Genomic DNA, 13,492 nt, shown 5'->3' with positions numbered 1-13,492 from the left:
GCCGATGTTGACGGAAAGGGTGAAGTCGTCGCCACCTTCGCGGTTCTGCTTCTTCCAGATGCCGCCGATTTCCACACGGCGGCCCTTGGGTGACTTGGCGTAGAGGCGATAAACAGGCGCTTTGGCGAGGGTGCTGTCGTAGGCCACGGATGCGATGTTACCGGAAAGTGTGTTGTCAGCGTTGATGCGGATGAAGTTGACGAGATCGGTCATGGCAGTGTCTCCTTGGTTTGCTTTGCCGATGGTCACGATCGAGCGGCCGGATGACAGTCGAACTCAACCCGCGGGGCGCAGCGTCAGCGGAGCGCCGCCGGCAGGCATAAGTTTGTTGGGCGAGGAATGACGTTCGTCTGGGGAAATTCGTGCAAGTTAGCGATTGCCGTGCGACTGGCCGACCGCAGTGAGCCATCGACTGAGCCAACGCTCGCTAGGGAGGGGCTTTCCCGGATTACGGTCTCGCCTCATCTGCTTGACCGCGGACAACATTATGACCCCGGGCGGCGATTTTCTATCGTAATCGGTGATCATTGCGCCGGTTTCGATTGCCCATCCAAGCCAAGGCAACCCTCCAGTCTTTCTTCGCCAAATCGCCCAAAGGACGCCGCGTCGAAAACGGTGGCCTCTGAGAGGAACAGCACGTTCGGATCGCGCTCTCGTCTCGGGGCATATCCCTGGCACGAATTGCGACCACAACATCAGGGTTTAACTGCAGGCGACGGGGCACCGTTGTGCAGTGCCAGTCCCGAGCTGACGACTTGGCCGCCTTTGCAGCTGGGGGCATCATCCTGCGGTCGTTAAAAACCGGGCTGAGCAAGTGTGCGTGACGGGAAGGGCCGAATGCGCAGCAAAGGCGCACAATGCCCGCGCAGATACAGCATTTCGAGTGCATCGGCCGCCAAGTGTCGAGAGGCGTAAAATACATCTCTTAGAACTGTTGTGATAACTTCGGCTTGAAGCCCTCTATCTCCTGCAGCCGGTCAGTTTTGTAGCCCGTTCGATCAGGCATTTTCGCTTTGGAGACAATCTTCCCGCCCTGAACTTTCGCGCGCTCGGTGAATTTGGGATTGGCACAACTGCGCTAACAACAAGCCGAGATGGAGGGGGGTGGTCGGCAGATTGTCGGATTTCATGGGGAACGTATATCAAGATTGAAGTCATCTAAAACCGGTCCGGTTTTGATGCATGATGTCGATGTTTCACGCCCTAACGAGTTCTTCTGGCTTCACCCGAGCGCGTCCGCCAGGGCTTCCTTGCCCGCTTTCGCCATCAGTTGCAGGCCGAATTGGATACCCTCCTGCCATGCCGTGCCAAGATTCCACGCTTCATGATAGGCATCTGACAACGCATAGCCCTGTCTCGTGTCCACGAGCGCCTCAAAGAGCAAGGAAGCCTGCTGTATGTCTTTATCCCGCTTCGCTCGTCCAAGACCATCTGTACGCCGTCGAGAGGCCACGATCAGCTTGTGAATGGCGTACCGCTCGGGAGCTGGAACATTCACGGTCACGCCCTCTCGGTGCAAAAGCACTGTCCTCACGGGCTCGTAAATCAAGTAATCAAGAAACCTCAGGTTCTCCGCAGACGCACCACCCAGGGCAGGCATGGGGGAGGGTTTGCCGGTGTAGTCATCAGAACCCCGATTGCTGGTCAAGAATTCGACACGGTAATTCACCGAGTTTGTAAAGGCTGAAACCTTTGCCTTGTCGGCCTGATGCGGGACAGTTCGGAATGTCGGGTCGACAGATTGCAGGACTTCTAGGACTGGCGGTAAGCTGTCCTCGACCTCGGCCGAGATAGCAAAATCCTGCGCAAAGTCCGCGTCACCGGTCTGCATCACGGAATTAGGGAGCCGGACACCAAGCAGCCCCGGATAACAGCTGAATGCCACTGAGCCAATGAGGACCGCTCGGAGACGGAAAAGGCCAGCGTCAGCGAGGGCTTTCGTCACCTCGCCCGCGAAACGATCAGGGGACGCCATGCCGCCGCTGCGAAGGAGCATCCCGACGAGCTTGCGCCGCTCCCGGATGTCGTCTTTCACTTCCTTATGCTTATTAACTCGGGTTGTGATCTCTTCGTCGGTTTCAGGCCCAACATACCGCCGCCTGTCACCGTCTTCGGTCGGGTATTCGAAATACCAGTAATTGCGACCCTTCACGGGCACCGAGACGAACCGACCGTCCAACGGGAAGTCTGCCTCGAATTGGGCGTCAAACGACCGCTGCACGAGTTCCGCGAACGCCGTACGATATACCAGGTCGATTTGCTTCATCTGTCTATAGCTCCGTTATAGGGAAACGGCTGATTCCTTATAATTTTTTTAGTTATAAGGTTTTATACTTTTCCTTATAACTTTCTCCACTTAAGAGCGCAACAGATTGAGAACATAGAGTGCTCGACCTTGATCGCCCTAGGGCGGGGCGGCTGGTATACTCGCATCGGAGCCGGGTTAGAAGTTACAGAAGTCGCGCTGCCTTACCGCTACGCCTCGCCGCATTGTTGTAATAGCTCGATGCCTGCTGAACCGAGCGCTGGCGTGACTCTTCCATCACTCGGGGAGAAATGTCAGTCGGCTGGAGGGTAGAGATGTTCCGATTGACCTTACGAGGTGGACACGTCTCAACGGATCATGGACGACACCTGAAAGCGATGCTGCAAAAGCTTAAACCGTCTCAATGGAAGGTCTCATACTGGCTTGGCCCCACTAAGCGTTCTAGGGACGGCATTCAGCCGGAACCCCGCGTTCATTTTGGGTACAGGCGTGTTTATTGACGGCGGTACGAAGGCAAAACTGCAGGTCGCTTTCTCTTCGACAGTAATTGCTCTGCAATCTGCGAGAGACACTACGTTGAACAACCGACGCTCCCGCTTGGCAAGCCGGTAAGCTGGGATTTGTTTCGCAGTAGTACCATTGCTTTTTTGGTACGGTCATAGTGAAACCATCTGCAAACATACATCTCTGGATTTGCGCTCTCTGGTTGGGAGTTTTGTCCTCTCGTGGCGGAACCCCCAGACTGGATACGCTCACAGAACCGCATTCAAGCAGGGCCTTGGATATCTCCGGGCTTGATGCTCCTGGCTTCGTCCATACCTGACCCTCTTGGGGTGGCGGCTGAAACCAGTCGGGACTACCGCATCCTGACAGCGCAAATAGCACCGCAATAAAGGCAGTGGGAGCCGCTAGGAATTTTCTTGTTGGTTTTCTCACGCGTCTTGCCTCCTGATTGAAGAAGGGACCTTTAATGCACAATCTTAAGCAGAAACAATACCTATGCAATCAGCCTCGCCGCCCGCCCGCCGCGCCGGGTAGCGCTGTTGTAGTAGCTTGAGGCCTGCTGTACGGAGCGATGCCTTGACTGTTCCATCGCCTCGGGAAGGGGAATCCCTCGATTGGCTGCTTCGGTCAGATAGCCGGATCGCAATCCATGTGCGGAAAAGTCTTCCGGGTTTAATCCGGCCATGACTGCCCTCTGTTTGAGGATAGCGTTGACCGACTGCGGATCAAGGCCATGGTAGGAAACGGTCCCCCATCGTCCGATCCCGCGAAACACGCTACCACCGTCAATCTTCGCCGCCGTCAGCCAAGTTTTGAGAGCCTCGACCGGTCGACCTGTTAGATACACCACCTCATCCTCCTCGCCGCTGGCCGTCTTGGTGCGACCGAGGTGGATGGCGAGAGAGGGCAGAGGAGGACCGTCCTCTACCGGGATCGGTTGCTCTTCTGTCAATTGCTGGCAGCGCAGACCAGCAATCTCGCTGCGGCGCCGGCCGCCAGAGGCAAAGGCCAGCATCAGCAACGCGCGATCGCGCAGGTCGCGGATGTTGTCCGACGCACAGGTCGCCAGCAACTTTTCCAGAACATCACTAGTGACAGCCTTGGCGCTTTTGCGCTTGCGTGGACGCGGTGTCGCACGGACCGCGAGACGGATAGCCGATTTCAGAGCAGGGGAGGCGAAGGTGCCGTCGAGACCGCGCCATTTCGTCAACGTCGACCAGGATGCCAGACGCCGGCGAACGGTGTCAGGCGCATGCGGTCCGACCGCCCGCAAAAATCCCTGCTCTCGGAGATTGTTTGTCACAGCCTCTGGCATACCGTGGCCCGGATCGGCCTTCTTCTTTTCCGGATCCCACAGATGGTGGGCAACAAATTTCAGCAGCAGCGCCTCGGGTGCCGGCCAGACCAGCGACTGTCCGGTCGCTGCCACCGACCATGCTTGCAGATAGGCGAGATCTGATGTCAGCGCGCGCAGCGTGTTGTCGCCCATGCCCTGATTGACCAGATGCCGCAGCGTCGCGACATCTTCGTCTGACAACAGTTCGGCGAGCTCATCGCGCCGCTCGATCGGCAGGACGGCGGCAATCGTATCGAGTTCGCCGGCCCGACGCTCGACGGCGGATTGTTGCGGTGACTTCGGCATCAGATCCTCAATTACACGGTCAGGGCAGGCCTTGCGGCTGCCCGTTAACCCGAATTTGCCGGATTCTCTGGCCGAAATCAATCTACCATCGATAAGGGATACTTATCGATGGTAGACAACCCAACGTGAAACCGTACCATGTTAGGAACCATAATATTTATATAGAGTTCCTGTAAGAAATCATTTACCATGATTTCAATGGCTTACGATCTCGCGAAAATCAGCATGAGCGCCCTGATGAGGCCGGCTTTCGACGCCGCTGTCGCTCTGACCCGTCTGGACGAGCGCATTGCTCGCTCGCCGGTCGGAAATGGTTTCCTCGAACGGCAAAACTTCGCCGACGCTTGCGCATCGCTGTGGATCGACGGCGAGCTCGTCCATCTCGAAGACCTCGTCCTCCACGACGCTTTTCGCGATACTCGCACACCGACCCACGAGCTCACCATCGCCCGCGACGTTTTAAGGACCCGCCGGCGCATTGCTGGCCAATCACCGGATTGGGCGTTGTCCGCAGAGGGTATCCGAACGTTGCGACAAGCGTCGGACATTACGTCGGCTGGCGCCGAGGCTGCGGAGCAGGCCGGCGTCATGCGGTCCGCGGCGGCGGGAAGAAATCCGGAAGGGGAGGGGAAAGAAAGCGATGAAGCCGAAGGGCTTCCCGGCGTCGACCTCGCGGCCATCGATGCGCTGCTAGCGCGATCTGACGCTGCGATCGAACACGCGAAACGTCCCGACCGGCCTGTGGTCAACAGCCGCGAGCGAGACACGCTCGTCTATGATCTCGACTGGGACGAGGATGCAAGGCTCGACGAGTGGCGCGAGGTGTTGCACCAAGCCGACAACCTGCCGGCAATGCTGCAGGCGATTGTCGCCCTCGACGCCTGGAACGAGCTGTCGGTGCTGCAGCACGCGCCTTGGCTCGGCCGGCTGTTAGCCGCCTCGACCCTACGGCAGGCCGGCATCACGTCAGGCGCCCATCTCGCCGCCATCAATTTTGGCCTCAAAACCATTCCGGTCGATCGGCGCCGGCATCGTGATCGCGAAACGCGGCTGCTCGCCATCGCGCATGGCCTTCTCGCGACCGCCGAGATTGGGCTGAAGGAACATGACCGGTTGACGCTAACGAAAGCGATGTTCGAGCGAAAACTGGAGGGACGGCGGACGTCTTCAAAACTGCCGGAGCTCGTTGAGCTGGTCATGGCAAAACCGCTCGTGTCGGCCGGAATGGTGGCCAAGACGCTCGGGGTCACGCCGCAGGCGGCGCGGCGGATCGTGACGGAGCTAGGCCTTAGAGAGATGACGGGGAGGGGGAGGTTTCGGGCGTGGGGGGTGATATAGCCAGAGATAGGAGCAAGCGACGCGGTAGTGCTGTGTCAGTGGTTATCTCCACCGGTTTGGCGGCGATGAGCGGTGCGGATTCCTTGACCTTCCGACCTGCTTTTTTATATGGCTGCTTCCTGCCGCTCAATCCGCCATTCAAGAGGATAAGTGCCATCGACGTCAGTTGTCGAGACCTCCTTCGGCTTCATGGGTGTTAGAATTTGGCATCCAGGCCGCGGGAATAAGGAAATCTTCTTCGTCGCGCCAATTTGCTACGCCAACCACTCCATCAACATCACCCCAAGCATGTTTATCAGCGTGGTCGAGAACTATGATTTGGAGTTTTCCTTCGAACTTCGAATGGGCCCTGGCAAGACTTGAAAAGATTCTTATCGTGCTCTCAAGGTCGGTCAAATGCCTTCGTCGCGATGCGGGTGCCGCATCTGGCTTCGCATCGGCGCCTGCTACAAATCGGTCAAAAGTATCACTTGGGAAGTAAACTTGGCTTGGTTGATCGATGACGAGAAAAGAGGGAACGGGATTTGTGGAGCCTCGGCTCAAAAAAACGCCATGCAGCGCTAAGAGTGCGGCCAGATGATAGCCCATCCAGTTCTCCCCGCTTCCGATCTCCCATAAGAAATCGGGGCGAGTTGACCCTGCGCGCTCGAACCGCAGGTTCAGTTCGCGCTCGTCAAGAAATGGTTTCCCGTCGGCACCAGCAACACCAAGTGCGCTAATGAACTTTGGTATATAGTTTGAAATCTGGCCATGGATGCGAGCCGAGCGATCCTGTCTTTCCTCGACATTTGACTGATCGTCGAGATCACGTATTTCCTTCCGCAGCGCTTCTGCTCGCACGGTGAGCCCTCCTTCGCCTTCCACCTCGCCAAGAAGCTTCAATGCTTGCTCCGTTGATCCGATGAAACGATAGACGCTCTCTAAGCTCTGGCTTCTCCCCTCCTCCTGGTCCACTTCAGCCTCGAATGCCGCTCGTGTCTGACGAAGCGAAAGGAGTTCGCGTTCGTCCTTTAGTAATTCCTCTTGAATCACGACAATGTCGCGATCAACCATCGGTCTTGCCGCCGCGGTGCCCGTAGACAACGCGGTGAGCTCGGCGATTGGCTCATCAAGCTCAGCGAGAGCTTGTCTTGCTGCTTCAGAGTTTGAGCCGCACAAGATGCAATTGTCGGAGTGTGTACGAGCCTTGAACCAACCGATACCTACGACACTAGCAGCTTGCTCCTGTAGAATTTCGGCGTAATCGCCAACGGATCGCGAGAGGCTACGCAATTTCCGAAGACGCCTACGGTCCGCTCCTATCTTCGTGTCTAGCGTCTGCTCCCTGCTTCTGATGTCATCGAGCCGCGCTACTGCAGCCGTAATGCGACCAGCTGTTGCTATTGTGCGGCCACCGGCATTAACGACATTCTCTAGAAGGGTCATGAGTGCCGGAAGGTTTGCGGGTGGCTCACCAGATGGCAAGAGACTCAGCTCTTGGGCGCGGAAAAAGGCACCATGAGCAGTGGCTCGCCAGTTATCAATCGCGGTTCGTCTACTACGAAGCTCGGTCTCGACACGCCGTAGTTCGTCTCGGAGCAAACGTATTCTGTGAGCGCGAACCAGGTCCTCATTTGTAATAATTCCCATCGCGAGAGGAAGAATATGCTGTAGCTTGTTGCGATGGTCAGTCGAGTCCGCCTTAAAGAAAAGAGTATACGGATTTGCGACGATGTGCTGCGGTAGCAAGTTAAACGAAGCCATGTCTCGGAAGCTTGCTCTGCCCTGTGCCCCCTCGGGAACGACTCCGAGGTTTGATAGGCCGGAAAGAGCATCGAACATCGCCTTCAACTGTGCGATATTGGTTGTAGGTGTTGGACGCCGGGGAAGAGGTGATGTCGTATCGTTGCCTTGCTGCAACCAGATATCGTCCGAAACCTGACGCGCAGCTGGCTTCGGTCTGGCGATCCGCATCGGCCCTGCATCCGTTTCAATCTCCACACCGTACCACGACGCGAGATCGCGGATCACACCGACCGGGATGGAGCAGTTCCCTGAGCCGAGCGCGTAGTTAATGATATCGACTATTGACGATTTGCCGGTACTGCTCCAGCCAGAGACTATGGAGACCTTTGTTGTATCAAATGCCAAAGTCCGAGGCTCGTGGTTTGGGTCCTCCGGCCAGATAATGATGGATTTTATGAACAACTTCATACGTCAAAACTCCACCATTAACTGACGCTGGATCCCTTCAAAAGATTCGAGCGCAAACCAGGCGCCAAGACGTTTTCCGGCTAGAATCATAGCGCCGAGTGAGGAGCCGTTATCTCGTAATGCTGGTGGCAGGTCGGATGACCCGAGCGCGCGAAACGTAGGGAACCCTTCCCCACCGTCACGCTGCAACAGTCGCGTCGCGACACCCAATTGCAAAGCGATTAGTGCCTTCCTTGAAGAAGTCTCAATTCTCGTTTGCAAGCCGGCAATAAGGTCAGGTCTCTCTGCTACAACTTTTAGAAATTGACTTTCGAAGTTCATCCGATGGATTTTTTCAACGCTCTCACGATGAAAAAGAATTCCCGCACTGACTAAAAACACAGGGAGCGCAGGGGACCTACCTCCGGCGGCATCGCCATATTTTCTGGCGATGTGCCAGAAAACGCGCACGAGCAAAGCTGGATTTTTAGCTAGCAGTTCCTCGTGGTCAGTTCTCATCTTTACCAACTTTCTGGAACGCTGGGTCCCACCAGACCTCGTTTTCCTCTGCCAGCCTATGATAGTGACCAGAGGTCATATACAACTCATCGCAGGGGTGGCCGTCCAGCGTTTCTCGGTGATCATAAGTGACGTCAGCGAGTACAATTTGCCCTATATCAGAGTTTGGTCTGCCTTTGAGTTCACGGCTACGCCGTCTCATAACGCCGGCCCATCTCTCTCTTAACCTGTTAGAGCGGTGGCCCCATTCTGCATCCGGCACATCTCCTGCTCGAACGAGGCGATGCTTCTCGATATTGAATTTTAAGAAGTGATCTACCGCCTGCACTATATCGTCGTTCTCGGCGTCGATACGGGTAAGGTGTTCCACAAAATTTCGTGAAAGCTGGCCATCCCGCTGGGTATCATCAATCAAGATCTCCCCAGATGCGCGGGGCAAAAACCTGCCTTTTGCTTGTCTAGATTGAAGTGCATGACTTTGAACGAGTATCTCGTCGCGGGTTATCAAACCCGGCCTACCTTCCGACCATTCCGTTCTGACCCGATTAGTTAACCAACCGAAGAGACCGTCCAAGATACTGTCCGCGTCGGCGCGTGGGTTCAAGCCCAACCCATTGGCTAGCAGTCTTCGATCAGCACCGATGTCCGCGGCTTCCGCAATCTCGATCTTAGCCGCCAAGCTCGCCAGCTGGGCATCTGAGCGAGATAGCACATCATCAATAACTACTTGCACCTTGGCTACGGTTCGCTTCGTGCCTGATTTACGCAAGGCGCTAACAATATCAGCGACTGTTGCCTTGCCGGTCGTGCGATCTTTTATCAGTTGGGCGATCGGCGTTGATACCCAGCGGTTCACAAAAAAAATATAGCGCTGACAGTGGTTGCCATGATCGGTTTCGCTGTGTCGGAGCCAAATTTGAAGGGTCCTCCAAATTGCCCGACTCCTATCTCCCAGCAAACGGGCATTGCTTCTCGCGGTGCTCTTGTCCTGCTCAAGCAAGATGACCCTGCCGTCTCGGATAACCGCGACATCATCGACGTGTTCTACAGCAACTGCCACATCTCCTGCCGAGGCGACGGCAAGGTGATAAAGGGCGCGGTCCAGCTGCAAGATGTAGCCGGATGCTTGTGCGGGCGCGATGCTGACGTCTACTGAACCCAAAAGTGCGTAAGCCTGACGGCCTCCTCAGTCAAATGTCACTACTATCGAGATCATGCATCGATCTCTAAGAAAAGCAAATTCGGGGGCATTTTTGCTCTGTTCACAGTTTTGAAAATCTGGTGAGCCGTACTTGGCAAATTACTTTGGAGGGAAAACGCTTTTCCGAAGTAGAAATCCATCCTTGATCGTTTTGAGATGCCTCACTACTGTGATTCATCATTTTCAAGTGGATCAACTTCAAGCATCGTGGAAGGTGCCTTTCTAGCCTGACTTCCTTCAAACGCTCGTGGCAGATAAACCTGTTCTAGCGCCCGGCGGATCTCCCCGGTTGGGTAGTATTTCAGCATCCGGAACTCAGTGAGCAGTTCGTCTAGATTCTTGGCTTGTTCCATCAATCCATTGAAGCCTGCGAGACCTACTTCGAAGGAAGTTAAGTGCGCCCGAAGCAAATTTGCATACCGGCGACGCTCCTCGACTGAAAGCTTTTTATCCTCTCTGAGACGCCACAGGATCGTGTAGAGCAAACGGAAATATGGTCCAAAGGTACTTTCGTAACGTTGATGGATGCGCTTGCGGTAAAGATGACCGAGAGACTCGATAGCAAGTCTGCGATCGTCCGGTATTCCTTCTTTACTTAGCCAGAACTTGAACTCGAACATCGCGGCACGAAACGCAGCCGGTCCTTCCTCAATGGTTGGCTTCTTCCGAGTTTTAGCGCGGGCTAGTCCGTAGTCGTCGCTTTGCCGAAATCTGACCTCTGAACGAGCGGCGCGGAGCATATCAAGTAGTTCAAAGTAGGTCGCTTCGAACCTCTGCTTATGCACCTCCTCCTGCTGTTGCTTTATCACCGATCCCTGTTGAATTAACGTGGCTATAACGCCTGCGAAACCCACAGCTCCGAAAAATGCCGTAAAGGCCCCGAAGCTGTCACCCCAAGCACCAGCTTTAGTCATATCGTTGATGTCGCGTGCAGCCCAAGCTGCAATGGCCAGGCTATTGTGAGCCCACCATACCCACAGCCCTCCCATCAAAAGGAGTCCCGCTGCAAGACCGAATATAAGTCTTCCCAATGGCTCCTCCCAAAGCGGATGCTTATTTCTTCAAACTGTGGCTGCGAACGGCTAACCAATGGGAGCTAGTCGGCAGAGAACATGACCCTGTCGATTGACCAGAAGTCAACGAGACTGAAGAGAACGCTCTTCAGCTCCACGCTGGCGACATTATGAGACTTAAAATTTCTTGCGAAAGCAAGCTGCTCAAACTCACGGCCAACGCTGAAAAGAGCACGCGCCACATCGGTTTTGGAAAAAAATTCTCCTAGTCCAGCGGTGTTCAGTTGCTCAAGTTGTCTTTCAACACTGACCTTAACTTGTCTTGATATGGTCGGACCCTCACTGGCATGCTGCTCGACCAGGCCCATAGCAACGTTCAATACCTTTCTCATTCCCGCGCTGCCGCGAGAGCCGTAGGTAAAGCCGTCCTTGATGAACTGACTTCTTTCGTGCTGCTCTATGAATGAAGCCTCTTTCATCACATGATCTAGTGCAATCGCTGCAAACGAGCATATGAGATAAAGGCAGCGAAGAGCAGTCTCTCGCTGGCCACCCGTTGTGATGGCATGCTCGGCGAAGAATTTGCCTTGGCTGAGCCATTCATTGCAGCTGTCAAACGAAAGGGATTTTGAGAGCAAGCTCTTAGAATATGCAACTCTGCCTTTCCAGTCACCGTCAAGCTTACTCAAAGAGTAATCGTTTATCTTTGCATAAAACTCTTCGTCGGACAGTCTGCCTGCTAATGGGTCCTCTGAAGCTGCCAATCTATTGAGGAACGCTCCATCCAGCACGACCACACCAAGTTCTCGCCCAAAGTCTTTCACCTCCGAACGCTTGTCGGTTGTAGCGACGATGGCATTTGTCGCCTTGACGGCGGTTTTCAAACCTTGGACCCAAAAAATTCGCTCAATTGCCTGCGGGGTTTTTCGGTTTTTTACGTCAACTATCGTAATTTCTCGAGATACTGAGGATGTCCTGCTGTACAGCCACAAATCGATGTCGGTTACGTCGAAGCCTTCATAGATAAAGGGGACTCCACGGACCGCATAATAGCCTGCCTTAAGGAAGTAGCCTCGCAGAAGCTCCTCCATCTTGGAGCCTTTCGGAACTTGAGTGATCTCCTTTTTCATAATCCGCCACCCTTACGAAGGATCGACAGCATGTCATTTGTCGCTTGCGGACTGACTTTCGTCTGCGTGCGACGCACCTTTTCTCGATTTGTCTCAGGGCCGTTAAATGTGGTTACAGCTGCAGTAGGAAGGGCGTTCAAGGAGTGTTCGCTTACATCGCCTTGGCGGATAGCTTGAAGCGCCAATTCGCCCACATCCGTTTTCAGAAGTCTGAGCATCGGGCCAGTACGTCCGTTCTTCGTACCTTCCTTTACCTCAACTACGCCTTTAAGTTCGAGAACTTTGTAATCTTCAGCGATTGCTCTGACCGGCCCAACGCTTTCGCCTCTAACGAGGGCGCTAAGTAGAACGTCCACCATCTGAATCTGCCCGCGCGCCCAAGAGCTTTTCGTCATTCCGTAGGTAACCGAACTGACGAACGCTTTCGCAAGGTCGAATGCATCGTCGACCATAGAGCTGCTGAATTTCGAGAACGCCGATGGTAGTGTCATAAAGCCGACATCCTCCGTCGAATTACTGACGACGCTGATATCAAAGAGACCAACCGCAGTCACTTTTTGGAAAAGGGGCTCACCGAGCACTTTCATACCGTAGTCCGTTGAGACGCAGGCTCGCTTTCGCAACGTTTCGGTTAGTTCCGTTAATGCTAGCTGTTCCGCCGGCTTAAGGGAATCTAATACCGCTTTGATTTTCTCGGTAGTCTCACGGCGAAAAAGATTCCCGTTGAACAGCAAAGTATCGTTCAACCCCAAGCGCTCGGTATCTACGAACCCTATGCTCTCGGAATCGGTAAACAGCCGATCGACATCATTCTTAACAAGCCTAAATGTGTCCGCCAGTTCTTCGGCGACGTCTTTCGTAAGGACGGGGGAGATAGATGCTCGTTCCGCGAGCCGTATCGCTGCGATCTCTTGAGCTCGAGGCGACAAAAATTCGAAGATATCCGATGTGCGTTCCAACGCGGTCGACGTGGTAACGCCCAAGACTGCAATGCCGTTTGGCGACCTGTCGATGAGCTGTTGTTGCTCTAAAACATCTAAGAGCTTTGGAAGCTCAAATGTGGTATTGATGTTAGCCGCCTGCGCGAGGACACCGAGTTTTTCATTATTTACAGTAATCTGCCGGCTGGCGGAGACAGCTGATAGAAGTATTCCCGCTTTTCCAGCTAGAAACGTTTTCTCATATCCGACTTGATTTGTGACGCCCTGTAATTTGTTTGTGTGGTGTACAAGCCATGAACCTTGCGTTTTCTTATCCATCTCAATCTGCCTGCAAGCGAGAAAAACCAGTATATTGCGACGTCGAAGAGAATCGTGCGGAGGTCAAAACCTATCCCCCGATTTTGTACTAAAGCTGTTGTAACGCGTATGCAATCCTAGATGGAATTCAATGGAGGATTTTAGTTGGTAACGCTTGTCCAAGTCCTGCAAAAACAAAATCGAAGACGATTTTATATCTCTCACTCAGTGGTAGAACAAAAATAAGACAGGCGCGGCGGTGGAACAAGCTCCTGTTTTGGTTCTAGAATCCGTTTCCAATTATGATCGGAATAGCTGGGTCGTGAGTTCACGTCCCTTCAAGGCGTTAGAATCTTCCATTGTAAAGCTCAGCATCGTGTTCAGCGTAAACACAAATTGTCTTCCTCATCCTTGGCCATCCTCTCGGCGCGTTTCAGCTAAATCAGCTCGGGTAATTGATTAGCTGGAG

Annotated in this window: 9 protein-coding genes and 1 pseudogene; 1 reads left to right on the top strand and 9 read right to left on the bottom strand. The window is 54.2% G+C overall.

The genetic code is table 11. From position 1 onward, the window contains the following. The 3 genes and pseudogenes from HWX89_RS00050 to HWX89_RS00040 form a co-directional block, all read right to left on the bottom strand. Window positions 1–213: pseudogene (locus tag HWX89_RS00050) on the bottom strand (DUF736 domain-containing protein); the annotation flags it as partial. 1,009 nt (window positions 214–1,222) lie between these two features. Continuing rightward, window positions 1,223–2,266, bottom strand: a complete 1,044-nt coding sequence (locus HWX89_RS00045) for a nucleotidyltransferase family protein (RefSeq protein ID WP_138793731.1) — start codon at window positions 2,264–2,266, stop codon at window positions 1,223–1,225. A 997-nt stretch (window positions 2,267–3,263) separates the two neighbouring features. Continuing rightward, window positions 3,264–4,412: a tyrosine-type recombinase/integrase gene (locus HWX89_RS00040; RefSeq protein WP_178340556.1), complete on the bottom strand. Its 1,149-nt coding sequence runs from the start codon at window positions 4,410–4,412 to the stop codon at window positions 3,264–3,266. A gap of 189 nt (window positions 4,413–4,601) precedes the next feature. Between HWX89_RS00040 and HWX89_RS00035 the strand changes: the two genes are divergently transcribed. Further along, complete coding sequence (locus HWX89_RS00035; protein ID WP_178340555.1) at window positions 4,602–5,750, top strand: RHE_PE00001 family protein; 1,149 nt, start codon at window positions 4,602–4,604, stop codon at window positions 5,748–5,750. 162 nt (window positions 5,751–5,912) lie between these two features. On the opposite strand, the gene HWX89_RS00030 is transcribed toward HWX89_RS00035, so the two are convergent. The 6 genes from HWX89_RS00030 to HWX89_RS00005 all read right to left on the bottom strand — a co-directional run bounded on the left by HWX89_RS00030 (window position 5,913) and on the right by HWX89_RS00005 (window position 13,044). Then, window positions 5,913–7,943: a DUF3732 domain-containing protein gene (locus HWX89_RS00030; protein WP_138793792.1), complete on the bottom strand. Its 2,031-nt coding sequence runs from the start codon at window positions 7,941–7,943 to the stop codon at window positions 5,913–5,915. 3 nt (window positions 7,944–7,946) lie between these two features. Further along, window positions 7,947–8,441, bottom strand: a complete 495-nt coding sequence (locus HWX89_RS00025; protein WP_138793791.1) for a three component ABC system middle component — start codon at window positions 8,439–8,441, stop codon at window positions 7,947–7,949. Continuing rightward, complete coding sequence (locus HWX89_RS00020) at window positions 8,431–9,603, bottom strand: ABC-three component system protein (RefSeq protein WP_246705065.1); 1,173 nt, start codon at window positions 9,601–9,603, stop codon at window positions 8,431–8,433. Before HWX89_RS00020 ends, HWX89_RS00025 begins: the two co-directional genes overlap by 11 nt. A gap of 203 nt (window positions 9,604–9,806) precedes the next feature. Beyond that, window positions 9,807–10,673, bottom strand: a complete 867-nt coding sequence (locus HWX89_RS00015; protein ID WP_138793790.1) for a putative phage abortive infection protein — start codon at window positions 10,671–10,673, stop codon at window positions 9,807–9,809. 65 nt (window positions 10,674–10,738) lie between these two features. Continuing rightward, the gene (locus HWX89_RS00010) at window positions 10,739–11,785 is read right to left on the bottom strand and encodes a hypothetical protein (RefSeq protein ID WP_138793789.1); all 1,047 of its coding nucleotides are present in this window, start codon (window positions 11,783–11,785) and stop codon (window positions 10,739–10,741) included. Further along, the gene (locus tag HWX89_RS00005) at window positions 11,782–13,044 is read right to left on the bottom strand and encodes a hypothetical protein (protein WP_138793788.1); all 1,263 of its coding nucleotides are present in this window, start codon (window positions 13,042–13,044) and stop codon (window positions 11,782–11,784) included. Before HWX89_RS00005 ends, HWX89_RS00010 begins: the two co-directional genes overlap by 4 nt. Window positions 13,045–13,492 lie beyond the last annotated feature (448 nt).

The organism is Rhizobium sp. RM, from assembly GCF_013390595.1.
Taxonomy (GTDB): Bacteria; Pseudomonadota; Alphaproteobacteria; order Rhizobiales; family Rhizobiaceae; genus Agrobacterium.
This window is presented reverse-complemented; position numbering and strand designations above follow the sequence as displayed.

Coding starts and splice junctions, on each gene's coding strand:
- HWX89_RS00005 (WP_138793788.1), bottom strand. CDS start 13,044: ATGGATAAGAAAACGCAAGGTTCATGGCTTGTACACCACACAAACAAA.
- HWX89_RS00030 (WP_138793792.1), bottom strand. CDS start 7,943: ATGAAGTTGTTCATAAAATCCATCATTATCTGGCCGGAGGACCCAAAC.
- HWX89_RS00035 (WP_178340555.1), top strand. CDS start 4,602: ATGATTTCAATGGCTTACGATCTCGCGAAAATCAGCATGAGCGCCCTG.
- HWX89_RS00010 (WP_138793789.1), bottom strand. CDS start 11,785: ATGAAAAAGGAGATCACTCAAGTTCCGAAAGGCTCCAAGATGGAGGAG.
- HWX89_RS00025 (WP_138793791.1), bottom strand. CDS start 8,441: ATGAGAACTGACCACGAGGAACTGCTAGCTAAAAATCCAGCTTTGCTC.
- HWX89_RS00040 (WP_178340556.1), bottom strand. CDS start 4,412: ATGCCGAAGTCACCGCAACAATCCGCCGTCGAGCGTCGGGCCGGCGAA.
- HWX89_RS00045 (WP_138793731.1), bottom strand. CDS start 2,266: ATGAAGCAAATCGACCTGGTATATCGTACGGCGTTCGCGGAACTCGTG.